Origin of the sequence: Actinomadura flavalba DSM 45200 (assembly GCF_000374305.1) — a bacterium.
GTDB lineage: Bacteria > Actinomycetota > Actinomycetes > Streptosporangiales > Streptosporangiaceae > Spirillospora > Spirillospora flavalba.
Genome location: NZ_KB894096.1, coordinates 69017 through 93888, shown reverse-complemented (window position 1 = coordinate 93888; position 24872 = coordinate 69017). Strand labels below are relative to the sequence as shown.

Below are 24872 nucleotides of genomic sequence, written 5' to 3'. Positions count from 1 at the left end.
GGAAAACCTGACAACGTGTGGCAGGTTTTCCGGGCGAGTCTCAGCCGCGTGCCAGCCGCAGCGCGTTCGCGACGATCCGGTGCCCCGCTCCCCCGGCCGCCGTCAGGATCGACTCGGGGTGGAACTGCACGGCCCAGCGGCGGCGCGCCGGGTCCTCGACGGCCATGACGACGTCGCCGAGCAGCGCCGTCACCTCGAAGCCGCGCACCCGGTCGGGGGTGGCGTGCAGCGAGTGGTAGCGGGCGGCGGTGAACTCGTCCGGCAGGCCGTCGAACAGCCCGCCGCCGGTCACCTTCACCGCCCCCGGCTTGCCGTGCGACGGCTCGGGCAGCAGGGCGAGCGACCCGCCCGCGTGCTCCACCATCGCCTGGAGGCCGAGGCAGACGCCGAACGCCGGCAGGCCCCGCGCGTCCAGGGCGTCGAGCAGGGCGGCGGTGCCGAAGTCCTCCGGGCGGCCCGGACCGGGCGAGAGCACCACCAGGTCGGGGGCGTGCTCGTCCAGCAGCCGTTCGGGGAACCCGTGCCGCAGCGTCACCACATCGGCGCCGCGCTGGCGGAAGTAGTCGGCGAGCGTGTTGACGAACGAGTCCTCGTGGTCGACCAGCAGGACCCGCATCCCCTCCCCGGTCCGCTCGGCGTCGTCGGCCGCCGGGGCGGGCGCGGCCTGCTCGCCGGTCTCGGCGGCGGCCAGCGCCTGGAGCAGTGCGCTCGCCTTCAGGTGCGTCTCGCGCTCCTCCTCCTCGGGGTCGGAGTCGTAGAGCAGCGTCGCCCCGGCCCGGACGGTCGCGACGCCGTCGCGGATCTGCGCGGTGCGCAGCGTCAGGCCCGTGTTCATCGAGCCGTCGAACCCGACGCAGCCGACCGCGCCGCCGTACCAGCGGCGCGGCGCGTCCTCGTGGTCCTCGATGAACTGCATCGCCCACGTCTTCGGGGCGCCGGTGACGGTGACGGCCCACATGTGGGTGAGGAACGCGTCGAGCGCGTCGAACCCGGGCCGCAGCCGTCCCTCGATGTGGTCGACGGTGTGGATCAGCCGCGAGTACAGCTCGATCTGGCGGCGGCCGAGCACCTTGACCGACCCGGGGACGCAGATCCGCGACTTGTCGTTGCGGTCGACGTCGGTGCACATCGTCAGCTCGGACTCGTCCTTGGCCGACGACAGGATCGTGCGGATCTGCTCGGCGTCCTCCAGCGCGTCGGCGCCGCGCCGGATCGTGCCCGCGATCGGGCACGTCTCGACCCGGTCGCCCGACACCCGGACGAACATCTCCGGCGACGCCCCGACGAGGTATTCGCCGTCGCCGAGGTTGAACAGGAACTCGTACGGGGCCGGGTTGGTCTCGCGCAGCCGCTCGAAGAACACGGCCGGTTCGGTGCAGCGGCCGTACATGGCGTGGCCGGGCGTCACCTCGAACAGGTCGCCGCGAATGAACTTGTCCTTGGCGTCGCGGACCATCTGCGCGTACACGCCGGGCACCGGCTGCGGCGGCAGCGGCGCGGGCGGCCGGGCGGCGATCGTCTCGGTGCCGCGCGCCAGGCCGTCGGTGGACGCGCCGTCCGGCGTGGTGAACTCGTAGGAGACGCGGTGCGAGGTCTCCCGCTTGCGGTCCACGACGATCATCTCGTCGGCCAGGTGCAGCACCAGGTCGCGCTGGTCGTCCGGGCGGTCCAGCCGGGTGCGCAGCGGCTCGAACTGGAGCGTGAGGTCGTAGCCGAACGCGCCGTACAGGCCGAGGTGCGGGTCGTCGCAGCCGAACAGGTCCACGACGGCGCGCAGCGCGGTGAACACGGTCGGCTGGCGGCTGCGCTGCTCCTCGGGGAAGAACTCCTCGGTCGCCGGGACGTGCACCGCGACCACGTCGCCGGTCCGCTCGGTGATCTCGCCGGTGGGGGCGAGGACGGCGGCGACGGCGGGCAGCAGCACCCGGCCGCGCGCGTTCAGCGCGGTGACGGTGAGGTGGCGGCCCCGGGCGGTGAACTCCAGGCACGGGTCGACGTAGGCCATGTGCCAGCGGCTGTAGCGGCCCGGATACTCCATGCCGGACGACAGGACCCCGCCGCGCCGCTCGCCGACGGCGGCGACCAGGGCGTTGAGCGCGTCGGACTTGCGCTCGGAGTCGACGGGGACGGCCGTGCGGACGACCCGCACGCCGCCGTTGGTGACGAACTCGGTTGAGACGGTCTCCACCGGGGTGGCCCCTCGCTGTGATCGGCCCCGGAACCGGCGGGAAACGCGAGAGCGACCGCCGGAAGATGGGGCGGTCGCTGGATTGGAACGTTCGAGAACCGGCGCCGCGTCAGCGGCGCCACCACTGGCGGCCTGGGGTTCGCATGGGAGGAACACTATCCGCTCTCCGGGGTGGCGGCCAAGTGGCCGGGCTCGACGCGGCGCGCGCCGCCTGCGAGGATGAGACAAAAGCGTTCACTTATCTCACCGAGGGGTCGCGGCCATGAACACCGAGTTCGAGCTGCGCGGCATCAACCATCTCGCCCTGGTCTGCCGCGACATGAAGGCGACCGTGGACTTCTACCAGGGCGTGCTGGGCATGCCGCTGATCAAGACGATCGACCTGCCGTTCGGCTGGGGCCAGCACTTCTTCTTCGACGCGGGCGGCGGCGACGCGCTCGCCTTCTTCTGGTTCCCCGACGCGCCCGAGCCGGTCCCCGGCGTCACCGCGCCCAAGGAGCTGCCCGACCGGGGCGAGCTGATGTCGGCGATCGGGTCGATGAACCACGTCGCGTTCGACGTCCCGCCGGAGCGGATCGAGGAGTACCGCGACCGCCTGCTGGCCAAGGGCGTCGACGTCGGCGTCCTGCTCAACCACGACGACAGCGAACTCGGCGTCGCCCCCGCGATGCACGACGGCGTCTTCGTCCGCTCGATCTACTTCAAGGACCCCGACGGCGTCCTCGTGGAGTTCGCCGCCTGGACCCGCCGCCCGGACCGCCCCGAGGACGTCGCACACGAACCGAGGACGTCCGCCGACCGCACCGTCTGAGGAGCCCCCCATGCCCCGACTCCGCCGGGTGCCCCGCGCCGAGGCCGAAGCGCGCGAGGACAGGCTCGTCCTGTACTTCTACGACCGGCTGTTCGGCCCCGACCGCGACCCGGGCGCACCGGACGATCCCGGCACCGCGACGGGCTCGCCCGGCGACTGGTGGAGCGTCTTCGCCCTCGACCCGGCGATCTTCAAGCACTGCGTCCAGGGCTTCGGCGTCTACCGGGGCGTCACGCTGGACCCGGTGCTGCGCGAACTCGGCCAGACCCGCGCCGGGTGGGCGCGCGGCAGCCAGTTCGTGTTCTCCCAGCACTGCAAGCAGATGCGCGCCCTCGGCGTGCCGGACGCGACGATCGCCGCGATCCCGTCGTGGGAGGTCTCCGACCGGTTCGAGCCGCTGCAACGCGCCGTCCTCGCCTACACCGACGCGCTCGTCCTGGGCGGCGGGCGCGTCCACGACGGCGTCTTCGCCGCGCTCAAGGAGCACCTGCCCGACGAGCAGATCCTCGAACTCACCTACGTGGTGTGCCTCTACGACATGCACGCCACGATGGCCAAGGCGCTGCGCGTCGAGTTCGACGACCGCGACGATCCGGTCGTGGAGGTGCCCGCGCCCGAGGGGTACGGCACCCGCGACATCGCCGACGATCTCACCGGTCCGTCCTGACCTGGCCTTAAACAGAACGTGATCGCGATGTGACCCGGGCCTGGATACGCTCGCGCCGCCCGCCCCCCGTTCGCGGGCCGTCCCGCGTCCCCGGGGCGGCGCGCGGCCGAGACCGAGGAGGCCCATGTCCTCGCAGTCACCGCCGCCGGAGCCTCGGCGCAGCGACCGCAGCCCCTGGAACTGGCTGCTCGCCGTTCCCGTCGTCCTGCCCCTGCTGACGTTCGTCTACAACCGCGAGGAGCCCCGCGTCGCCGGGTTCCCCGCCTACTACTGGATGCAGCTCACGTTCATCCCGCTCGCCGTGGTCTGCACGCTGGTCGTCTACCGCCGCACCCGGCGCGGCCGGAACCCGGGGGGCGACCGTGTCGAGTGACCACCTCACCGAGCTGATCATCTTCACGACGCTGTTCCTGGTCGTCAGCGGGATGGGCTTCGTCGCCGCGCGGTGGCGCCGCCCCGAGACGATGGGCAGCCTGGACGAATGGGGCCTGGGCGGCCGCTCGTTCGGGAGCTGGATCACCTGGTTCCTCATCGGCGGCGACCTGTACACCGCGTACACGTTCGTCGCCGTCCCGGCGCTGGTGTTCGGCGCGGGGGCGATGGGCTTCTACGCCGTCCCATACACGGTCGTGGTGTACCCGCTGGTGTTCCTGGTGCTGATCCGGCTCTGGTCGGTGTCGCACGTGCACGGGTTCGTGACGCCCGCCGACTTCGTCCGGGCCCGGTTCGGGTCGTCGGCGCTGGCGCTGGCCGTGGCGGTCACCGGCATCGCCGCGACGATGCCGTACATCGCGCTCCAGCTCGTCGGCATCGAGGCGGTGCTGAAGGCGATGGACATCACCGGGCACTGGCCGATCATCATCGCGTTCGCGATCCTGGCCGCGTACACCTACCAGTCGGGGCTGCGCGCGCCCGCGCTGATCGCGTTCGTCAAGGACTCGCTGATCTACGTGGTGATCATCGTCGCGGTGATCTACATCCCGACGCAGCTCGGTGGCTGGGGCGAGATCTTCGGCGCCGCCGAGGAGAAGTTCGCGCGCAGCCCTGCGCCGAACGACGGCGTGCTGCTCAACGGCTCCAACCAGCTCAACTACGCGATGCTGGCGCTCGGCTCGGCGCTGGCGCTGTTCCTGTATCCGCACAGCGTCACCGGCATCCTGGCCGCCCGCAACCGCGACGTCATCAAGCGGAACATGTCGGCGCTGCCCGCCTACAGCCTGCTGCTCGGGCTCATCGCGCTGCTCGGCTTCATGGCCATCGCGGCGGACGTCAAGCCGATCGGCTCCGACACCAACACGGTCGTGCCGGTGCTGTTCGACAGCGTGTTCCCGTCCTGGTTCGCCGGGATCGCGTACGCCGCGATCGGCATCGGCGCGCTCGTCCCGGCCGCGATCATGTCGATCGCGGCGGCGAACCTGTTCACCCGCAACATCTACCGCGAGTACCTGCGGCGCGACGCCACCGACGCCGAGGAGGCGGCCGTCAGCAAGATCGTGTCGCTGGTCGTCAAGCTCGGCGCGGTGGCGTGCATCCTGCTGCTCGACCCGGAGTTCTCCATCGACCTCCAGCTCATCGGCGGCGTGGTGATCCTCCAGACGCTCCCGGCGGTGGCGATCGGGCTGATGACCCGCTGGTTCCACCGGTGGGCGCTGCTGGCCGGGTGGGCGGCGGGCCTGGCGGCCGGGCTGTGGATGCTCTACACGATCCCCAACCCGGCCAAGGGCAAGGACCACTTCGGCGGCTCGGCGTTCGCGCTGAGCGAGCTGGGGTTCGACACGACGATGACCGTGTACGCGGGCGTGATCGCGCTCGCGGTGAACCTCGTCGTCGCCGTCCTCGCGACGGTCGCGCTGCGCGCCGCCAAGGTGCCCGACGGCGCCGACGCGACCCGCCTGACCGACTACACCGCCGACCAGGGCGACCCCCGCGTCAAGGACCTCGACCTGGACACCGGCGCGGGCACGTCCACCTGATCCGGGGCCGCGTGCCGGCGTCCGGGCGCCAGCACGCGGCATGGACTCGGCAAACAACGCCCCAACCCCGCCATGCCGCCCGGCACCCCGGGAAGGACGTGATCAGTGCGGTACATCGCAGACATCACGGACTCGGGAGAAAAGGTGCGTCTCAGAACGGCCGCCCGCGCAGGGCTGATCACCGGGGCCGCGGGCCCGATCCTGTTCGGTCTCGCGTCGGCGGCCCTCGCCGACGACCTCGACATCGACCCGTCCAGCGCCCGGCACGGCCAGACCGTCACGGTCTCCGGCGGCTGCCAGGCGGGCGACCGCTACGTCAACATCTCCGGCGCCGTGAACGCCCAGGGCGCCGTCAACGACGGCTGGTTCAGCGTCCAGGGCAAGGTCACCGCGAGCGCGTCCGGCCGCCACAAGATCACCGCGAAGTGCATCACGTCGAACTACTCGCAGGACGGCACGATCCGCGTCACCGGCGGCAAGAAGGAGGGCGGGAACCAGCCGCACGGCTGGGCCGAGACCGGGGGCGGCGGCACCCAGGGCCCGGACGTCCCCTGGACGCCGGTGGGCGTGACGCTGGCCGCCGGGGCCTTCGCGCTCGGCAGCGTGGCGCTGCTGCGTTCCCGGTCCCGTGGGCGAGCCTAACCGCGGCTACGTCCTCGCCGTCGGCCTCGCCGTGCTCGGCGCGCTCGCGATGGGCCAGGGGATGCGCGGCGACGACGAGCCGCGCCGCTACCGCGACCTCGGCGGCCCGCGCGCCCTGTGGTCCATCCCCGACGGCGAGGCGCTGCCGTTCTCGCCGCCCGCCCGCGTCACGATCCCCGGGATCGAGGTCGACGCGCCGACGATGCGGCTCGGGCAGCGCGACGACGGCACGGTCGACGTCCCGCCGTTCGGCCGCGCCGAGCAGGCCGGGTGGTACGAGCACGGCCCCGCGCCCGGCGCGCGCGGCTCGGCCGTCGTGCTCGGCCACTACGACGACACGGGCGGCCCGGCCGTCTTCTACCGGCTGCGGGAGTTGAAGCCCGGCGCCCGGGTGAAGATCACCCGCAAGGACCGGCGCGTCGCGGTGTTCACCGTGGACGCGGTGGAGCGGGTGCCCAAGTTCGAGTTCCCGCGCACCCGCGTCTACGGCGACGTCCGCTACGCCGGGCTGCGCCTGGTCACGTGCGGCGGCCCGTACGACCGGGCCGACCGCTCCTACCGCGACAACGTGATCGTCTACGCGCACCTGACCGGCGAGGAGGGGCGGCCCGCTCAGGCGCGGCCGTAGTTGTCCTCCAGCCGTTCGATGTCCTCTTCGTCGAACTCGCCGAAGGCGATCTCCATGACGCGGACGGCGGCTCCGGCCGAGCCGAGCCGGTGGGTGTCACCCGCGCGGATGAGCACGCGCTCCCCCACCTCGGGCAGGATGCGGCGCCCGGCGACCTCGAAGACGGCGCCGGGGTCGAGCGCGACCCATAGTTCGTCGCGGTGGCGGTGTCGCTGGAGGCTGAGGCGCTGCCCCGGCTCCACGTGGATGATCTTGACGGTGGACGGCTCGTTCAGCGTGAACTGCTCGAACGCCCCCCAGGGTCGCCGCTCGGTGAGCACGGGCGGGACGTCGGTCGGGGCGTCGGAGGGCACAGCGGCGGGCGCTTCGATCGGCACGGTCACCTCGGGGTTCGTCGTTCCTGGAACAGTTCGAGCACGCGGCCGTCGGACGCCGCGGGCAGCCCGCCGAGGATGAGGTCGGCAAGGCCGTCGACCACCACCTCGCGGGGGACCTCGTCGGTATGGTCCAGCCACCAGTCACCGGCGGTCTGCACCATGCCGACCAGTGCGTGGGCCCACACCTGGGCACGGTTCGGGTCGGCGATCGCCCCCTCCTCGGCCAGCACCTCGGCCAGCTCGCGGCCGATGCCGCCGATCATCGTGCTCATCGCGCTGTGCGTCGCCGCGTCCTCGGCGCTGGCCCGGTGCATGAGGAAACGGTAGAGGTTGAGGTTGGCCGAGACGGTGGCGAGGTAGGTGTCGATGGTCGAGCGGACGCGGTCCAGCGCCTCGCCGGGCCGGGAGAACTCGGCCCGGATGCCCTCGATCACCTTGCGCGTGTGGCGTTCGGCGAGCGCCTGGTACAGGCCGCTCTTGTCGCCGAAGTGGCGGTAGAGGATCGGCTTGCTGATGCCGGCCTCGGCCGCGATCGCCGCCATCGACGCCTCGGGGCCCTCGCGCTGGATGACGCGGTCGGCGGCCTCCAGCAGCGCCCGGCGGCGGCCCGGGTCGCGGCGCGGCGGAGCGGGCGCCTTGGCGCCGTTCAGGGATGGGCTCACACCGCGCCCCGAAGGGCGGCGGGGCGGCGGTGACGCTCCGGGCTCGGTCGCATGACCGAACGGTACTCGGGGGTGTTACCCGGTGACAACACCCCTGGCCTGCGGCGGGACGCGAGCGACGACACGCGTCGCAGAGAGTGATCATTACCTTGCTCTAAGCGATCATTCGGGCCAGACTCGGGGCCTGACCACCCCACTCCCTGACTGCGAAACCAGAGGTGAACCATGCCTGGCGAACCCGCCAGCGTCAGCGTGCTCCACCGGGTCGAACTCTGCGACACCGACGTCACCGGGCACTACCACCACTCGACGGTCATCCGCTGGGTGGAGTCCGCCGAGCAGACGCTGCTGTACCGCATCGGGCTCGACCACCTGCCCGTCATGCCGCGCGTCCGCTACGACGCCAGCTACCGCAACCGCCTGTGGCGGCACGACGTCGTGGAGACGCGGCTGCGGGTCACCGCGGTGGGCCGCACGTCCGTCCGCTACCTGTTCGACGTCTCGACCGGCGGCGACCCGTCGGTGGAAGGAGCCCTGACCGTGGTGAACGTGGACGGCGCGACCGGTGCCCCGCTGCCCCTGAACGACCAGGAGCGCAAGGTGCTGATGGAGTCCGGCGCGCAGGAGGGCGACGGGCTGTCGTCGGTCTTCGGCGCGGCGCCGGTGCCACGCGGTCCAGGTCAGCGCCCGATGACGCGCCCGGCCCCTGAACCGCCCGGCGACGCGTGGGGCATCGGCTACGGCTGATCGAGCGTTCCATGATTCCCTGTCCGCGCTCCGGCGGGCAGGGAATTTTCATTTTCCCTTTCCCGGTGTGGAATCTGCCTTTACCGTTTCCGTGCGAACGGAAGGGGAGAGCGGTGACCCTTGAGGAAGCGGTCCGGCTGACGCACGACGTCAGCGCGCGGCGCGGCGCCCCGGCGCCGCCCGCGCCGCCCGTGCTGATCTTCACCGGACCGCGCGGCCAGGGCAAGACGCACCTGATCGAGACGCTGGGCCGCCGCCTCACCGGCCGCGCGCACGTCGCCGGGCTCGACCTCGCCGACGCCCCGCACGACCCGTTCCCGGGCCCGCCGGAGGGCGTCGCGACGACCGACGGCGACCGGCGGCCCGTCCTGCCCCCGGCCGTCCAGCTCCTGGACCGGATCGTCCGGGACCTCGACCGGGACTGCGCGGCGTACGGCCGTCTGGTCTTCCCGCGCTTCACCGCCGGGCTCGCCGTACTGGGCCGCGGCTTCGCCCGGCCGACGCCGCAGGCGACGCGCGCGGCGATCGGCGCGGCGTTCGGCGCGCGCGGCCGGCTCGGCGCCCCGCTGGACCGTATCCACCGGCTCACCCTCGACGAGATCGTCGGCGGCGCCGCCGCCGGGCCGGTCGGGCTGGCGGCGTTCACGCTGTACCTGCTCATCGGCTGGGCGCGCGGCGACCGCGGCCACCGCCGCGCCGTGCTGCGCTGGTACCGCGACGCCGACCTCGGCGCGGGCCGCCAGGACGCGCTGGACCGGCTCACCGGCCTGCACCACGCGGCCTGGCACCCCGCCGAGGGCGACAACGCCGCCCTGCTCGCCGAGACGCTCACCGCCGCGTTCCTCGCCGACCTGGCGCAGGACATGGACCGCCGGCGCCGCCCGTTCGAGCCGCGCCCCCGCTGCCGCCGCTATGACGCCGTGCTGCTCCTGGACGAGGCCGACGAGCCCCGCGGCGCCGAGCTGCTGACGCTGCTCACCGGCGCGGGCCGCGCCGCCCCGCTGACGATCGTCGCGACGGCGCGCGGCCGTCCGTCCGCCCCCGGGCGGCCCGCCGCCGCGCCCGTCGACCTGGCCGCCGCCGACGCCGCCGAACTGCGCGGCGGAGGCGGATGGCGGCACGTTCCGCTGCCCGACCGGACGCTCGCCGAGGTCACCGCCGCCCTGCCGCGCGCCCTGCCGCGCGCCGAGCGGCACCGCACGGCGACGGCGGTCCACGAGCTGACGGGCGGGCACCCGTACGGCACGGCGCGGCTCCTGGACGCGCTCGGCGACCGGCCCGGCGTCCCCGTCGACCTCCGGGCGCTGCTGTGGGAGCCTCCCGGCGACCCCCTGGTGGACGGCCTGGTGGCGCGCCTGCTGCGGGACGTGCCACCGGCGACGGTCGCGGCGCTGGAGCTGTGCGCCGCCGCCGACCCCGGCGAGCTGGGCCTGCTGCGCGGCGGCATGGTGCCGGTCACCCGCTACAACACCGCGCTCGACGTCCCCGTCTGGCGTCGCGACGCGGCCGGTGACCGGGAGCTGCCGCCGTTCCTGCGCACGCTGCTGCTGGAGCGGCTGCGCGGGTCCGGCGAGCCCTCGCAGCGGTGGCGGGACGCGCACGAGTGGCTGCTCGGCGCCGCCGAGGCGCGCCGCGACCCGGTGGCCGAACTGCGGCACGCGCTGGCGCTCGGCCGCGTCGGGCACGTCGGCCGCCGGCTGCTGGCGCTGCTGGACGAGCGCGAACCGGCCGCCTGGATCGAGCTGGTCGAGGCGGTCGCGACCGCGCCGCCGCACCGCCCGCCCGCGCGGACGGCGGCGCTGACCGGATGGGCGGCGGACGCCTCGGTCGACGAGCCCGGCCAGATCGTCGCGGACCTGCTGGCCGGGCTGTGGGTCGTCTCCGACCCGCTGTGCACGGCCGATCGCGCGACGCAGTACCAGGACGTCGCCGCCTGCCTGCACAACCTGGACTTCCTCCGCAGGCGCGGCGAGCCGTTCCGCCGCGCCGCCGAGCGGTACGCCGAGCGCGCGGGGACGTGGCGATGACGACGTGGCAGGTCCCGGGCCGCCTGGAGCGGCACTGGCCGTGGGCGGTGTACGTCGCGGTCGCGCTGCTGGCCGTCGCCGGGCTCCGGGCCGGGACGGGCTGGCCGCCGCTGCCGTTCCGCGCGGAGTGCGCCCCCGGCGTCGCGGAGGCGACGATTACCCGGGACGGCACGCCGCACCGCGAGTGCGTCGGCGTGACCGACGACTTCGCGTTCGAGCCGAGGCTGGCGGGGGTGGCCGCCGCGCTGCGCGCGAACAACGCGGCGGCGACGCGCGGCAGCCCCGGCAGCTACGTCACGGTCGCCTACGTCGGCCCGCTCACCCATCCCGATCCCCGGGTCGTGCACCGCCTGGAGGGCGCCGTGGCCGGGGCGCAGCGCGCCAACCAGTCGTCGGTGATCGGTGACCGGCCGCGCGTGCGCCTGCTGCTGGCCAACACCGGCAGCGACGGCAGCCGGTGGGGCCCGGTCGTCACCGATCTCATCGCGCGGACCCGCACGCACGAGAACGTGCGCGCCGTGGCGGGCGTCGGCCTCAGCCAGGACTCCACGCTGCGGATCGCCCGGCGGCTCGCCGGGGCGTCGCTGGCGATGGTGGGCGACATCGTGTCGGCCGCCGAGATCGACCGCCGCGCCGCCGACGGCTTCGCCCGCGTGAACCCGCACGTGGGCTCGCAGGTGGCGGCGCTGGCCCGGCAGGTGCGCGCGGACGGGAGGCTGCGGACGGCGACGCTCGTCGGGTCGGCGTCCCGCACCGACCTCTACACGCTCTCGCTGGCGGCGGCGTTCAAGCGCTCGATGGGCGGGCTGTGGCGGGCGGGCGGCGCCAACGAGTACCCGTTCGGCGACGACCCGGAGAACGAGTTCGACGTCATCGCCCGCAACCTGTGCAGCGGCACGTCGCCCGACCTGGTCTTCTACGCGGGTCGCGCGCAGGATCTGCCGCGCTTCATCGGCTACCTGGCGCAGCGGACGTGCCGCGCCGAGCCGCTGACGGTGGTGACGGGCTCGGACGCGGTGATGCTCACCGGCCCGCAGGCCGAGTACCGGCGGGCGCTCGCGGCGCTGCGCGCGGCGCCGCTGACGCTGCTGTACGTGCCGCTGGCCGAGCCGTCGCTGCTGCGCGACCCGCGCCACAACCCCGACGCCGACCAGTGGGCGCGGTTCGAGCGGGACTACACCGGCGTGCTCGGTTTCGACGGCGCCCATCTGCGGTCGGGCTGGGGCATCATGGCGCACGACGCCGTGCTCACGGCCGTCCGGGCTGTCCGGTTGGCGTCCGGCGCGTCGGGCCGCGTCCCCTCGGCGTCGCAGGTGCGGAACATGCTGTACCTGATCAAGACGTCGAGTTCGGCGGTGCCCGGCGCGAGCGGCTACGTGGAGATCGACGCGGCGACGGGGAACCGGGTGGTGCGGCGGCTGCCGGTGGTGCGGCTGCACGCGGACGGCCGCGTGGAGCTGCTCCGGTTCCAGAAGGTGTGAGCCGCGCTCAGACCTGGCGGCCGGGGAAAAGCGTCTCGCGGTGGTCGATGAGGCCGTCGGTGAAGTGCAGCCAGTCGGTGAAGCGCAGCGCGACCTGCTCGCCGCTGTGCAGCCGTCCCTCGAACCGGCCCCGGACGGCGATCCAGCCGTCCTCGCCGCCGAGCACCTGGTCGAGCCGGTGGCGGCCCTCGGCGATGATCCGTTCGGACTCGTAGAACGTCCGCAGCGCGTCCAGGCCCTCGATGGCGGGCGTTCCCTGCCGTTCGTAGCGGACGGCGTCGTGGAACAGCGCCAGGAGACCGTCGAGGTCCTGGGCGTCCACCCGCGCGTAGTAGCGGCGGGCGAGTTCCGCGGGAGCCTGCTGCACTGCCGTGTCGGCTGTCGTCACCGTGATCCGCCTCACATCCGGGGGTGGGAACGGTTCCGGATTCTAGGGCGGAGCGGGGTGAGAAAAACTGTCCGGACCTATGGTTCTTATCGGCCGATTTGTCCGAACGTGACAAGGGTCACCGAGGGTCGCGGGGCCGTCCGTCCTCGGCGTCCTCGACCTCTTCGTCCCGGTCGGGCAGGGCCGCCAGCTCGTCCTCGTCGAACCCGCTGGTGTCGCGCGGCTCCACGTAGGGCTCCTGCGTCTCCTCCAGCCCGCCCGCGATGGCCCGGCCGCGCTCCAGCTCGGCGTTCAGCTCGGCGCCCAGCAGGATCGCCAGGTTGCTGATCCACAGCCACACCAGGAAGACGATCAGCCCGGCGATGCTCCCGTAGGTCTTGTTGTAGGACGAGAAGTTCGCGACGTAGAACGCGAACCCGGCCGAGGCGATCAGCCACAGCACGATCGCCAGCAGCCCGCCCGGCGTCACCCACCGGAACCCGTGCTTGGCGTTCGGTGACGCCCAGTACAGCAGCGCGAACAGGAAGCTGACGACGAGCAGCAGCACCGGCCACTTGGCGACGTTCCACGTCGTCACCGCCGCCGGGCCGAGCCCGATGACGTCCCCGACGCGGCGCGCCAGCGGCCCGGACACCACCACCGCGATGGCCGACGCCGACAGCAGCACCAGCGTCACGACCGTGATGCCGATGCGCAGCGGCAGCGTCTTCCAGATCGGGCGGCCCTCCGGCACGTCGTACACGGCGTTGGACGCCCGCATGAACGCCGCCACGTACCCCGACGCCGACCACAGCGCCGCCGCGAGGCCGATCAGCGCCACGGCGCTCGCCCCGGCCCGCCCGCGCTGGAGTTCGGTGAGGCCCTGGACGAGCACGTCCTTCACCGACCCCGGCGCCATGTCGCCGACGTTGGTGATGAGTCCCTCGGAGACCGACGTTCCCGCCAGTCCCACGAGGGACACCACCACCAGCATCGCCGGGAAGATCGACAGAACGCCGTAGTAGGTGAGCGCCGCCGCCCAGTCGGTGAGGTTGTCGTCCTTGATCTCACCGACGCTGCGGCGGACCGCGCCCCACCACGAGCGCACCGGCAGCCGCGTGGGCGCCGCCGGGGCCTCCTGCGTCACGTGCCTGGCCATCTGCCGTCCTTTGCTTCCCGGGGGGTGGGTCGTGCTTCGCTACGTGGCGTCCTTGCCGCGTTTGGCGGCGGCCTGGGCGCCCGCGCGGTGCGTGGCCGACTTCACCAGGCCGAAGATCGCGCCGTGGATCGCGGCGGCGACCAGGACCTCGGTCCAGCTACGCTCCAGGTCACCGGCGTCGGGGGTGTCGTCGTCCCCGGCGGCCAGTTTCCACACCTGCTTGAAGATGGCACCGGCGACGACACCGCCGGCGACGCTGACGCCGAGTGATCCGGCCTTGTAGACGAGACTCATACCCGGCCCTTCTTCTTCGCGCGGCGGCGCCGGACGCGACCGGCGGCCAGCAGCACGGCGCTCGCGGCGGCGGCGCCCTGGAGGCGTGCCTTGCGGTCGCCCTCGTTGATGCGGGCGATCAGCTCTTCGGTCAGGTCGTGGTCGAGGACGGCGCTGCGCGCGTCGTCGAACGTGGCGGCGGCGCGTCCGCGCAGGGTGGCGCGGGCGGCGCGGCGCCGCTTCCACCGCCAGGCGGCCAGCCCGGCGAGGGCCAGCGCGACGCCGCCGCCGACGACGGCGCCGGTCTTGGCGGCGGGCTCGCCGTACTCGTCGGCGTACTCGTGCGCCTTCTCCTTGGTGGCGTCGGCGTATCCGGCCGCCTTCTCCTTGGTGGCGGCGACCTTCTGCTGCGTCTCGTCCTTGACCTGCGCGGCCTTCTCCTTGGCGCGCGCGGGCACGTCGGCCTTGGCGGCCAGGGCCTCGACGGTGTCGCCGAGGTCTTCGCGGGTGCGCTCGATGTCGGCGCGCAGCTCGTCCGCGGACGGCCCGTCGCCGCCGGGCTTGTCGGTCATCGGTGACTCCTCTCCTTCACCTCGGTGATGTCGCGCTTGGTGCTCTCGATCGCCTCTTCGGGGACCGGCGGCGTGGCCTTCTCGGTCTCCTTCTTGCCGGTCAGGCCGAGGACGCCCGCCACCGCGAACAGGACGACGGCGACGATCAGCGCGGCGGCCCAGACGGGCAGCACCAGCGCGAGCGCGCCGATGGCGGCCGCGACGAGCGCGCCGACGCCGTACAGCGCGACGACGCCCGCTCCGCCGAACAGGCCGACGCCCTTACCGGCGTGCTTGCCCTTGTCCTTGACCTCTTCGACGGCCAGTTTCAGTTCGGCCCGGACCAGCTCGGAGATCTGCTGGGCGGCCTGTTTGACCAGCTCGCCGGTCCCTTCCTGCGCGGCCTGCGGCGGGCGTCCGCCCTCGGCCGGTGCACTGTGTGCCATCACTCCCACCCCTAGGTACTCGCGTGCCTCTGTGCTTGCGCCATACCCGTCTGTCATCGTTCAGGCACTACTGGTGCCCCCGCTGCGGCGGCTAAACGCCCCGGTTCCCGATCGGGTGATGATCACCGGCTGACCTGCGCCGACACCCGGAAATGCTGCGAAAAGCACAACGCCCCGGAACGCTCCCGCGTGGGAGCGTTCCGGGGCGTGCGCGGGGGGACTAGCGGACGGGCAGGCCCGTCACGCGGCGGCCGATGACCAGCCGCTGGATCTCCGAGGTGCCCTCGAAGATGGTGAAGATCTTGGCGTCGCGGTGCATCCGCTCGACCGGGTACTCGCGGGTGTAGCCGTTGCCGCCGAGGATCTGGATGGCCTCGTCGGTGACGCGGACGGCGGCCTCGGACGCGGCCAGCTTGGCCATGGAGCCCTCGGCGTTGACGAAGTCCTTGCCGTTGCGGGCCATCCACGCGGCGCGCCAGACGAGCAGGCGGGCGGCGTCGATCTGGGTGCGCATGTCGGCGAGCTTGAAGGCGATGGCCTGGAAGTCACCGATCTTCTTGCCGAACTGCTCGCGTTCCTGGGCGTACTGGAGCGCGTAGTCGTAGGCGGCCTGGGCGACGCCGAGGGCCATCGCGCCGACGGTCGGGCGCGTGGTCTCGAACGTCTTCATGGCGGCCTGGCCCTTGCCGCTCTTGCCCTCGCGGACGCGGGCGATGCGCTCGTCGAACTTGTCCTTGCCGCCGACGATGAGGTGGCTGGGGACGCGCACCTGGTCGAGGATGACCTCGGCGGTGTGGGAGGCGCGGATGCCGTGCTTCTTGAACTTCTGGCCCTGCTTCAGCCCCGGCGTGTTCGGCGGGATGATGAAGCTGGCCTGGCCCCGGCTGCCGAGGTCGGGGTGGACGGACGCGACGACGACGTGGACGTCGGCGATGCCGCCGTTGGTCGCCCAGGTCTTGGTGCCGTTGAGCACCCATTCGTCCTTGGCCTCGTCGAACGTGGCGCGGCAGCGGATGGAGCCGACGTCGGAGCCGGCGTCGGGCTCGGAGGCGCAGAACGCGCCGAGCTTGACGTCGTCGGCGGTGCCGAACATCTGCGGCACCCACTCGGTGACCTGCTCGGGGGTGCCGACGGCCGCGATCGAGGCGGCCGCCAGGCCGGTGCCGACGATGGCGAGGCCGATGCCGGCGTCACCCCAGAACAGCTCCTCGAAGGCGACGGGGACACCGAGGCCGGACGGCTCCAGCCACTGCGTGGCGAAGAAGTCCAGCGAGTAGATGCCGACCTTGGATGCCTCCTGGATGAGCGGCCAGGGAGTCTCCTCGCGCTCGTCCCACTCCTCGGCGGCAGGACGGATCACGTCCTTGGCGAACTCGTGCACCCACTGCTGGACCTCGCGCACGTCCTCGCTGAGTTCCAGCGAGAACGGAGTCTCCTCGGTGCTCGTCATCTCTATTGACCCTCTCTCCAATATCGCGTGTTACCCACGGTAGCACCGTCTCGGGTTACCGCGGGTAACACCGTGGCAGGCGTCACAGGCGTTACGCCACATGACTCGGAGATTGGGCGGAAATCGCGCACGCGCGCGCGACGGGCGCTCAGGAGAGCAGCGATCCGCGCGCCGCCGCGTACTCCGGCACCTCGATCATCGGCCGCCGCTCCCCCACGCCGACGTCGCTGACGCGCAGATCGTGCCCGTCCGCCGAGCGGCGGAACTGCGTCAGCGCCGTCGCCGGGGCCTCCAGCGGCAGCATCCGGCCGTGCCGCTGGAGCCGCGACCACGCCGTCAGCATGATCTGCCCCGACATCGCGCCCAGGGCCTCGGTGGTCTGGTGCCCGTGCACGCGGCGGCCGAGGTCGACCTGCGCGATGGCGTCCAGGCCGGAGTCCTGGAGGACGTCCAGCAGCAGCCCCAGCTCGACGCCGTAGCCGGTGACGAACGGCAGCCGCTCCAGCAGCGACCGCCGCCCGGCGTACTCGCCGCCGAGCGGCTGCATCACCCCGGCCAGCGACGGCCAGTGCAGGTTGATCAGCGGCCGGGCCACCAGCTCGGTGACGCGCCCGCCGCCGCCCTCGGTGGTGCCGGTCTCCCCGATCAGCGGGCGGTCGTAGCAGCCCTTGACGTAGCCGATGTCCGGGTCGGTGAGCAGGGGCCCGAGCAGGCCGGTGATGTACGACGACGTGAACCCGACCAGGTCGGCGTCCACGAAGACGACCACGTCGCCGGTCGTGGCGGCCATGGACTTCCACAGCGCCTCGCCCTTGCCGGACATGCGGCCCTCGCCGGGCAGCACCGCGTCCTGGGAGACGACGCGCGCGCCGGCCGCCGTGGCGACGGCGACGGTGGCGTCGGTGGACCGGGAGTCCACGACGACGATCTCGTCCACCAGCGGCGCCCGGTCGACCAGGTCGGCCCGGATCGCCCCGACGATCTCGCCGACGGTCTCCTCCTCGTTCCTGGCGGGCAGCACGACGCTCACCCGCGTTCCCTCCTTCGCGGCGAGCAGCGTCTCCACCGGCCAGTCGGCCGCCTTGCTCGTACGGCGGTGCAACCATGAAGCGACCTCGGGCAGCATGGCCAACCCCTCCCCTGCGGACGAACGTCGCGAACACGCCCCGATGACCCGGAACGTACTGTCATCGCAGATCATTCACCGTTGGCACGATCCCGAACCGGCCGACGCAAAGAGTTAACACGACCACAACGCCCACGAAACGCCCCGAAAAGGCACGAAACCCCGGCAACGGGCCGCGCGGAGGCCCGCCACCACGGCCGTCACGCGTTGCTCAGCACCCTCGGGTCTTCCGCGTCGACGCCGGACGTTCCCAGGTCGCCGCCCTCGGCGGGCTCGTCCTCGTCGTCGGGTTCGCCCGGGTCGTCCGCGACCGGGACGACGCCGTACACGTACTTCCCGCCGTCGGACGGGTACCAGACGCCCCACTGCGTGCACGTCTCCCGCAGCACGGCGAACCCGCGCCCGCCCTCCGGCCCGGCCGCACACGACCATTCGCATCCCGGTCACCAACGACTCGATCGCCTCCGGCAGGTCGCTCGACCTCATGGTCCGCGCCATGCGTCACCATGGGTGGAACGTCGATGACCGGATGTGGGAGCGCGGCGCGAGCTGCGGCTCAACGGACAGTTGCGGCCTGTCCGCCGTCAAGATCTCCTAGAGGACTCATGCCCCGTAGCGACTGGACCGACCTGCCCGACGCCATGAGCCGGGCGATCACCGCCCGGACCGGCCCGGTCCTCAGCACCCGCTCGGCCCCCACGGGCAACCACGCCGACGTCGCCATCACCGTGCGGACGGCGGACGGCGCGGTGTTCGTCAAGGCCGCCCGGAAGCTGGACGCCGACCGCGACGGCCCGGAGGTCTGGTCGCTACGCCGCGAGTCCGCCATCGCCCCGCACGCGCCACCCCTCGCACCCCGCCTCCTCTGGCAGGAGGAGGCCGGGGGATGGATGGCCCTGGGCTTCGAGCACGTCCCCGGCCGCACCGCCGTCTTCACCCCCGGCTCACCGGACCTGGACCTCCTCGCACAAGTCGTCCACACCCTCCAGGACCACCCGTGCCCCGACGCGGTGGACCTCAACGTCGAACAGCGCTGGGCGAACCTGACCGACGACGTCTCCCCCATGGCAGGCGACACCCTCCTGCACACCGACCTGAACCCCAAGAACCTCATCATCGACGAGAACGACCACGTCCACGTCGTCGACTGGGCCCTGACCAGCCGCGGCGCCCCCTGGATCGAGATCGGCCAGCTCATCCCCTGGCTCATCCTCGACGGTCACAGCCCCACCCAGGCCGAAGCCTGGGCCACCCGTTTCACGTCCTGGTCGACCACCCCGCCCCCCACCATCGACCTCTACTCCCACCTGGCCACGAAGTTCTGGCAACACCGCTCCGACAACCACCCGGCCCCGTGGATGCCCCCCTACCTGGACGCGTGGAAGCAGTGGACGACCTACCGCACACACGCACCATGACCCACACGCGACGCATGGCGAGAACACACCGGGTTCCGGGACCGTGCAGGAGCGGTCGGGTGTGGCTGACGGCGTGGGACCGGAGCCGGCGGGTCCGGGCGCTGCGGAGTGGTCCCCCGCCGGGGCGGTTCGGCGGCGGGGCTGAGTCAGGCGCCGTTCGTCACCGGGTTGGGCCGGTCACCAGGGCGTGGACGTGGGCGGCGGCTTCGGGTGCCGGGACGGTGGTCGTTTCGCCTGTGGCGCGGGTCGTGACTTCGACCGTGCCGTTCGCCAGGCCGCGTTTGCCCACCGTGACGCGGTACGGGATGCCGATGAGTTCCACGTCCGCGAACTTGGCGCCCGGGCGGAGGGGGCGGTCGTCCAGGATCGTGTCGACGCGGGACGCGCGCAGGCTCTCGTAGATCGACTCGGCGGCCTCGGCCGTGGGGGCGTCGTCGCCGTTGAGGAGGACCACCGCCGCCTCGAACGGCGCCACCGCGACGGGCCACACGATGCCCTTGTCGTCGTGGTGCGTCTCGATGACGGCGGCCATCGCGCGTTCCACGCCGATGCCGTAGCTGCCCATGATCGGGGTGACGCGGTCGCCGTCCGGGCCGAGCACGGTGACGTCCAGCGTCTCGGTGTACTTGCGGCCGAGCTTGAAGATGTGCCCGACCTCGATGGTGCGCACGACGTCGAGGGCGCCGCCGCACGCGGCGCACGTCTCCCCGGCGGTGACCTCGCGCAGGTCGGCCCAGGAACCGACCGCGACGTCCCGGGCGACGTCGACGCCGCGCAGGTGCACGCCGTCGGTGTTGGCACCGGTCGTCATCGCGGTGCGGCCGCGCAGCGCCTCGTCCGCGAGGATCGGCAGGTCCGTGACGCCGACCGCGCCGAGGCTCCCCGGCGCGGCGCCGAGCGCGTCGCGGATCTCCTCCGCGTGCGCCGGACGCAGGGCGAGCGCGCCGGTGGCGTCCGCGAGCTTCTGCTCCACCAGGGCGTGGTCGCCGCGCATCAGCACCAGCGTGAGCCGGTCGTCCACGACGTACACGAGCGTCTTGATCTGCCGGTCGGCGGGCACGTCGTGCTGCTCGGCCAGCTCGTCGATGGTCCGGGCGTGCGGCGTGTCGAACCGCTCGGGGACGGGCGGCGCCGTGCCGTCCGCGACGGGCGCGAGCGCCGACGTCGCCTTCTCGACGTTCGCGGCGTAGTCGCACGCGGTGCACCGCACCACGAGGTCCTCCCCCGCCTCGGACGGGCACATGAACTCGACCGACGCGCTGCCGCCCATGCTCCCGCTCGACGCCTGCACCGGGATCGCCGGAACGCCGAGCCGCGCGAAGATCCGCGTGTACGCGTCGTAGTGCCGGTCGAACGCGGTGTCCAGCCCGTCGGCGGCGACGTCGAAGCTGTAGGAGTCCTTCATGGTGAACTCGCGGACGCGCAGCAGCCCGCTCTTGGGCCGCGGCTCGTCGCGGAACTTGGTCTGGAACTGGTACCAGACCTGCGGAAGGTCCCGGTACGACGCCAGTTCCCGCGCCAGGACAGTGAAGATCTCCTCGTGCGTCATGCCGAGGGCCAGTTCGGCGCCCCTGCGGTCGCGGAGCCGGAATATCTCGTCGCCCATGACGTCCCAGCGGCCGCTCTCCCGCCAGATCTCCGCCGGGTGCAGCGCGGGCAGCAGGAACTCCTGCGCGCCGATCCGCGCCATCTCCTCGCGGACGACCTCGATCACCTTGGCCCGCACCCGGACGGCCAGCGGCAGCAGCGAGTAGTGCCCCGCCATGAGCTGCCGGACGAACCCGGCCCGCACCAGCAGCCGGTGACTCACCGCGTCGGCGCCCGCCGGGGCTTCGCGGAGCGTGGGCGTGTAGAGCTGGGACCAGCGCATGAAGGGCGACCTCGTCGTCAGGGTTGTCCGGGCACAGGGATTGTAGGGCTCCTGGCCGGGACGACGGTGGGCAACCGGTCCACCGGGTCGGGGAAGACGTGCGCGCGCAACTGGAACGTCGCGCCGAGCAGTTCCGGGGTGAGGACGTCCGCCGGGGCGCCCTCCGCGACGAGCGCGCCGTCCTTCATGACGACGAGGTGGTCGCTGTAGCGGGCGGCGAGGCTCAGGTCGTGCAGGACGGTGACGATGGTGCGGCCCGTCTCGTCGCGGAGGCGGACGACGAGGTCCATGACCTCGACGGCGTGGGCGAGGTCGAGATGGGTGGTCGGTTCGTCCAGCAGCAGCACGTCGGCCTGCTGGGCGAGGGTCATGGCGATCCACGCGCGCTGCCGCTGCCCGCCCGACAGTTCGTCCAGCGGCACGTCCGCGAGGTCCAGGACGCCGGTGGCGCGCATCGCGTCCCGGGCGATCTGCGCGTCCTCGCCGCTCCACCGGCGGTACCAGGGCTGGTGCGGCTGGCGGCCCCGGGCGGCCAGCTCACCGACCGTCATGCCCTCGGGCGCGACGGGGTTCTGCGGCAGGACGGCCATGCGGCGGGCGACCTCGCGCGGGCGCAGCGCGTCGAGCCGGTCGCCGTGCAGCGTCACGTGCCCGGACGACGGCGGCATCAGCCGGGCGAGGACGCGCAGCAGGGTGGACTTCCCGCAGCCGTTCGGGCCGATGATCGTGGTGACGCGGCCGGCCGGGACCGTGAGCGTCAGGTCGTCGAGCACGGTCCGGGCGCCGTATCCGGCGCGGACGTGCGCGGCGTGCAGGGGGCTCGGTTCAGACACTGGTTCTCCGGCGGTGGCGGTGCAGCAGGTAGAGCAGGAAGGGGGCGCCGACGACGGCGGTGACGACGCCGACGGGCAGTTCGGCGGGGAGCCGCTGCGCGGTCAGGTCGGCGGCCAGGATGAGCAGCGCGCCGGTGAGGCCGCCCGCGAGCGGCGGCGGCCCGGCGGTGCCGAACAGCCGCATCGCGGCCTGCGGCGCGACGAACGCGGCGAACGCGACGGGCCCGGCGACGGCCGTGGCGCCCGACGCCAGCACGACGGCGACCAGGAGCGCCAGCGCCTCGGTGCGTCCCGGCGCGGTGCCGAGCGCGGGCGCGACGGACCGGCCGAGCCGCAGCGCGGCCAGGTCGCGGGCCAGGTAGGCGCAGGCGAGCCCGGCGGCCAGGACGAACGGCGCGAGCAGCAGCACGTCCGGCATCCGCGCGCCGGACAGGGAGCCGGTGAGCCAGCGCATCGCGACCGCCGCCTGGTCGATGTCGGTGCGCAGCAGCAGCCAGGAGACCCCGGCCATGCCGATCGCGTTGACGCTGATCCCGACGAGGATGAGCCGCAGCCCGTCGAACCCGGCCCGCCACGACAGCGCGAGGATGCCGCCGGTCGTCACGAGCCCGCCCGTGATCGCCGCGGCGGCGAGCATCGCGGACCCGCCGGGCAGCAGCGCCGGATGCGTGATCAGCAGGACGGCGAAGAAGCCGGCCCCGGTCGTCACGCCGAGGATGTCGGGGCTCGCGATGGGGTTGCGGGTGATCGACTGGGTGAGCGCCCCGGCGCAGCCGAGCGCGAACCCGACGAGCACGGCGGCGAGGGTCCGCGCCAGCCGCCGGTCCACGACGACGAGCGTCTCGACGCGCGTCCCGTCCCCGGCGAGCGCCGCCAGCACCCGCGCGGGCGCAATGTCCAGGCTCCCGCTGAACACCGCGACCCCGGCGACCCCCAGCAACGCGACGGCGACCACGAGGCCCGCCACCCCGGCCCGAGGCCGCACCAGCACCCCCACCGGCCCGACCCGCACCCCGAACGCCCTCCGCCCGCGCCGCACAGCGCCGCCCCGCACGCCGGCCGGTCGGCCACGGCCGGAAGCGGCGGGCGCACCCTCCCGCGCGCGCCTCACAGCGCCGCCAGGCGGCGGCGTCGTGTCAAGGCCAGGAGGACCGGGGCGCCGACGACGGCCATCACGACGCCGACGCGCAGTTCGGCCGGGCGGACGGCCACGCGGCCGAGCACGTCCGCGACGAGCAGGATGATCGCGCCGATCAGGCCCGACAGCGGGACGAGCCACCGCTGGTCGTGGCCGGTGATCGCGCGGGCGGCGTGCGGGGCGACGAGGCCGAGGAAGACGATCGGGCCGCAGACGGCCGTGGCGGGCCCGGCCAGCAGCGTGATCGCCGCGATGCCGGTGACGCGGCTGCGCCGCACCCGCGTTCCCTGCGAGCGGGCGACGTCGTCGCCGAGGCCGAGCGCGTTGAGCGACGCGGCGTTCGCCAGTGCCAGGACCGTTCCGGCGGCCAGCAGCGGCACGACGACCCCCGCGAGCGACAGGTCCCGGTCGGCCAGCGCGCCGACCTCCCAGAAGCGCATGACGTCCAGCGTCCGCTTGTCGAGCAGGATCAGCGCCGAGGTGAGCGCCGTCAGCAGCGCGCCGACCGTCGTGCCGACGACCGCGAGCATCACCAGCGCGCCGCCGCCGGTGTCGCGGAGCGCGAACAGCAGCATGAGCGTCGCGACCGACCCGGCGCCGAGCAGCGCGGCGGCCACCACGGCCGCCGGGGCGGTGATCCCGGCGCCGTAGACGAGGCAGGCGACCGCGAACCCGGCCCCGGCGTTGACGCCGAACAGGCCCGGGTCCGCGAGCGGGTTGCGGGTGTGGCCCTGCATCAGCGCCCCGGCGAGGCCGAGCGCGAGCCCGACGGCGAGGCCGAGCAGCGTGCGCGGAAGGCGCTGCGAGGTGATGACGGTGGCGTTGTCGGAGTCCACGCCCGTGAACACCGCGCCGAGCACCTCACCGAACGGGATCGTGTTGCTCCCGACCGCGAGGCTCAGCACGGCGGCGCCGCCCGTCCCGGCCACCAGAACGGCCGTGACCAGGGGAAACGACACCCGCCGCGTCCGTCCTGAGCGATTCATGTAGGTTAGCCTAACCTAACTTGAACGAGCCGCCCGGCTCGCCCCCCGAGGAGCTGGAACGTGACAAAACGACCCCGCGTCAGAGCGGCGCTCGCCCTGCTGACCGCCGCCGGACTGCTGGCCGCGTCCGCCTGCGGCGGCTCGTCCACCGAGGACACCGCCGCGTCCGGCGGGCAGACCCGCACGGTGACGGACACCTTCACCGGCGACGTCACGGGCGTCCCGGTCAAGCCCAAGCGCGTCCTGGCGCTCTGGCGCACCGGGTCGGAGCTGGCCGACCTCGGCGTCGTGCCCGTCGGCGCGCTGGACGGCGAGTTCCTGCCGTCCGAGCTGGGCCCCGAGGTCTACGCCAAGGTCAAGAACGTGCCCACGGTCGGGACGTTCGAGGGCGTCGACATCGAGAAGGTCATCCAGGCCGACCCGGACCTGATCATCGGCATGGACAACGGCGGCCTCAAGATCGACTACAAGGAGCTGGCCACGGTCGCCCCGACCGTCATCCTGAAGATCGCCGAACCGACGGACGTGTGGCGCAACTACCCGCGCGTCGCGGACCTCGTCGGCAAGTCCACCGACTTCTCCCGGCGCGACGCCGCCGTCAACCGCGACCTGGCCGCGATCAAGGCCGCGCACGGCGCCGAGCTCGGCGCGGCGAAGACCGTCGTCGTCAACGCCGCCGAGGGCGGCGCGCTCTGGGTCGACACCAGCAAGTCGCTCAACTACGAGCGGCTGACCAAGGCCGGATTCGGCTACCTGGAGGAGTACACGCGTAACCCCAAGCGGTACGTCACCGAGCTGTCCGGCGAGAACATCGCCAAGCTCGGCGGCGCCGACCTCGTGCTCTACCCCGCGGGCCTGGACGGCAGCGTCGACCCCGCCACCAAGAAGATCATCGACAGCCCGTCGTTCCAGCGGCTGCCCGCCGTCAAGGCCGGGAACCTCCACCCGCTGACCTCCGGGATCATCTACACCTTCGCGGCGGCGACCAAGCAGGTCACCGACCTGAAGGCCATCGCCGCCGAGTACGCCGCGCGCTGACCCCCCACCCCGAA

General features: G+C 73.1%; 26 protein-coding genes. 11 read left to right on the top strand and 15 right to left on the bottom strand.

Going from position 1 to position 24872, the window contains the following annotated elements:
• Positions 1-40: 40 nt before the first annotated feature.
• Entirely contained in the window at positions 41-2188 is a 2148-nt protein-coding gene (locus C229_RS0116435; protein WP_018656177.1) for an anthranilate synthase component I, read from the bottom strand.
• Between the two features lie 262 nt (positions 2189-2450).
• On the opposite strand from C229_RS0116435, the gene C229_RS0116430 reads away from it, so the two are divergent.
• From C229_RS0116430 to C229_RS0116405, 6 genes are all read left to right on the top strand, one after another.
• Complete coding sequence (locus C229_RS0116430; protein WP_018656176.1) at positions 2451-2999, top strand: VOC family protein; 549 nt, start codon at positions 2451-2453, stop codon at positions 2997-2999.
• Between the two features lie 10 nt (positions 3000-3009).
• Positions 3010-3666 (top strand): carboxymuconolactone decarboxylase family protein, encoded by a 657-nt coding sequence (locus tag C229_RS0116425; protein WP_026313855.1) that lies wholly within the window; start codon positions 3010-3012, stop codon positions 3664-3666.
• Positions 3667-3790: 124 nt separating this feature from the next.
• Positions 3791-4039: a DUF3311 domain-containing protein gene (locus tag C229_RS0116420; RefSeq protein WP_018656174.1), complete on the top strand. Its 249-nt coding sequence runs from the start codon at positions 3791-3793 to the stop codon at positions 4037-4039.
• Complete coding sequence (gene mctP / locus C229_RS0116415) at positions 4029-5639, top strand: monocarboxylate uptake permease MctP (RefSeq protein WP_018656173.1); 1611 nt, start codon at positions 4029-4031, stop codon at positions 5637-5639. The genes C229_RS0116420 and mctP overlap by 11 nt, the downstream gene beginning before the upstream one ends.
• Positions 5640-5783: 144 nt before the next feature.
• Entirely contained in the window at positions 5784-6281 is a 498-nt protein-coding gene (locus C229_RS0116410) for a hypothetical protein (protein ID WP_155884886.1), read from the top strand.
• The gene (locus tag C229_RS0116405; RefSeq protein WP_018656171.1) at positions 6268-6909 is read left to right on the top strand and encodes a class F sortase; all 642 of its coding nucleotides are present in this window, start codon (positions 6268-6270) and stop codon (positions 6907-6909) included. Before C229_RS0116410 ends, C229_RS0116405 begins: the two co-directional genes overlap by 14 nt.
• Here the strand turns inward: C229_RS0116405 and C229_RS0116400 are convergent.
• Positions 6894-7286: a phosphomannose isomerase type II C-terminal cupin domain gene (locus tag C229_RS0116400; protein WP_240487312.1), complete on the bottom strand. Its 393-nt coding sequence runs from the start codon at positions 7284-7286 to the stop codon at positions 6894-6896. The two genes, C229_RS0116405 and C229_RS0116400, sit on opposite strands and share 16 nt — an antisense overlap.
• A gap of 2 nt (positions 7287-7288) precedes the next feature.
• The gene (locus C229_RS0116395; protein ID WP_018656169.1) at positions 7289-7948 is read right to left on the bottom strand and encodes a TetR family transcriptional regulator; all 660 of its coding nucleotides are present in this window, start codon (positions 7946-7948) and stop codon (positions 7289-7291) included.
• Between the two features lie 225 nt (positions 7949-8173).
• On the opposite strand from C229_RS0116395, the gene C229_RS0116390 reads away from it, so the two are divergent.
• From C229_RS0116390 to C229_RS0116380, 3 genes are all read left to right on the top strand, one after another.
• Positions 8174-8695, top strand: coding sequence for an acyl-CoA thioesterase (locus C229_RS0116390; RefSeq protein WP_018656168.1), 522 nt, complete (start codon positions 8174-8176; stop codon positions 8693-8695).
• 113 nt (positions 8696-8808) lie between these two features.
• On the top strand, positions 8809-10722 hold the full coding sequence (locus C229_RS0116385) for a hypothetical protein (protein ID WP_018656167.1): 1914 nt from the start codon (positions 8809-8811) through the stop codon (positions 10720-10722).
• Positions 10719-12203: an ABC transporter substrate-binding protein gene (locus C229_RS0116380; protein ID WP_018656166.1), complete on the top strand. Its 1485-nt coding sequence runs from the start codon at positions 10719-10721 to the stop codon at positions 12201-12203. The genes C229_RS0116385 and C229_RS0116380 overlap by 4 nt, the downstream gene beginning before the upstream one ends.
• A 7-nt stretch (positions 12204-12210) precedes the next feature.
• Here C229_RS0116380 and C229_RS0116375 read toward each other — a convergent pair whose 3' ends face one another.
• The 8 genes from C229_RS0116375 to C229_RS0116340 form a co-directional block, all read right to left on the bottom strand.
• Entirely contained in the window at positions 12211-12591 is a 381-nt protein-coding gene (locus C229_RS0116375) for a nuclear transport factor 2 family protein (RefSeq protein WP_240487310.1), read from the bottom strand.
• 118 nt (positions 12592-12709) lie between these two features.
• Positions 12710-13729, bottom strand: a complete 1020-nt coding sequence (locus C229_RS30895; RefSeq protein ID WP_018656164.1) for a YihY/virulence factor BrkB family protein — start codon at positions 13727-13729, stop codon at positions 12710-12712.
• Between the two features lie 39 nt (positions 13730-13768).
• Entirely contained in the window at positions 13769-14023 is a 255-nt protein-coding gene (locus C229_RS0116365; protein WP_018656163.1) for a DUF4235 domain-containing protein, read from the bottom strand.
• Positions 14020-14574 (bottom strand): DUF3618 domain-containing protein, encoded by a 555-nt coding sequence (locus C229_RS32980; protein WP_018656162.1) that lies wholly within the window; start codon positions 14572-14574, stop codon positions 14020-14022. Before C229_RS32980 ends, C229_RS0116365 begins: the two co-directional genes overlap by 4 nt.
• Positions 14571-14999, bottom strand: coding sequence for a phage holin family protein (locus tag C229_RS0116355; RefSeq protein WP_018656161.1), 429 nt, complete (start codon positions 14997-14999; stop codon positions 14571-14573). The genes C229_RS32980 and C229_RS0116355 overlap by 4 nt, the downstream gene beginning before the upstream one ends.
• 220 nt (positions 15000-15219) lie before the next feature.
• The gene (locus C229_RS0116350) at positions 15220-16449 is read right to left on the bottom strand and encodes an acyl-CoA dehydrogenase family protein (RefSeq protein WP_018656160.1); all 1230 of its coding nucleotides are present in this window, start codon (positions 16447-16449) and stop codon (positions 15220-15222) included.
• 148 nt (positions 16450-16597) lie between these two features.
• The gene (locus tag C229_RS0116345; RefSeq protein ID WP_018656159.1) at positions 16598-17575 is read right to left on the bottom strand and encodes a glucosyl-3-phosphoglycerate synthase; all 978 of its coding nucleotides are present in this window, start codon (positions 17573-17575) and stop codon (positions 16598-16600) included.
• Positions 17576-17775: 200 nt separating this feature from the next.
• On the bottom strand, positions 17776-17964 hold the full coding sequence (locus C229_RS0116340) for a hypothetical protein (RefSeq protein ID WP_018656158.1): 189 nt from the start codon (positions 17962-17964) through the stop codon (positions 17776-17778).
• 216 nt (positions 17965-18180) lie between these two features.
• Between C229_RS0116340 and C229_RS0116335 the strand changes: the two genes are divergently transcribed.
• Entirely contained in the window at positions 18181-18993 is an 813-nt protein-coding gene (locus C229_RS0116335; protein WP_018656157.1) for a phosphotransferase family protein, read from the top strand.
• A gap of 160 nt (positions 18994-19153) precedes the next feature.
• On the opposite strand, the gene C229_RS0116330 is transcribed toward C229_RS0116335, so the two are convergent.
• The 4 genes from C229_RS0116330 to C229_RS0116315 all read right to left on the bottom strand — a co-directional run bounded on the left by C229_RS0116330 (position 19154) and on the right by C229_RS0116315 (position 23820).
• Positions 19154-20863, bottom strand: a complete 1710-nt coding sequence (locus C229_RS0116330; RefSeq protein WP_018656156.1) for a proline--tRNA ligase — start codon at positions 20861-20863, stop codon at positions 19154-19156.
• Between the two features lie 17 nt (positions 20864-20880).
• Entirely contained in the window at positions 20881-21696 is an 816-nt protein-coding gene (locus C229_RS30885; RefSeq protein ID WP_018656155.1) for an ABC transporter ATP-binding protein, read from the bottom strand.
• Positions 21689-22708 (bottom strand): FecCD family ABC transporter permease, encoded by a 1020-nt coding sequence (locus tag C229_RS0116320; protein WP_240487309.1) that lies wholly within the window; start codon positions 22706-22708, stop codon positions 21689-21691. The genes C229_RS30885 and C229_RS0116320 overlap by 8 nt, the downstream gene beginning before the upstream one ends.
• A 95-nt stretch (positions 22709-22803) precedes the next feature.
• Positions 22804-23820, bottom strand: a complete 1017-nt coding sequence (locus C229_RS0116315; RefSeq protein WP_026313853.1) for a FecCD family ABC transporter permease — start codon at positions 23818-23820, stop codon at positions 22804-22806.
• A 60-nt stretch (positions 23821-23880) separates the two neighbouring features.
• Between C229_RS0116315 and C229_RS0116310 the strand changes: the two genes are divergently transcribed.
• A complete protein-coding gene (locus tag C229_RS0116310; protein WP_018656152.1) occupies positions 23881-24858 on the top strand; it encodes an ABC transporter substrate-binding protein in 978 nt (325 codons plus the stop codon).
• The last annotated feature ends 14 nt before the right edge of the window (positions 24859-24872 follow it).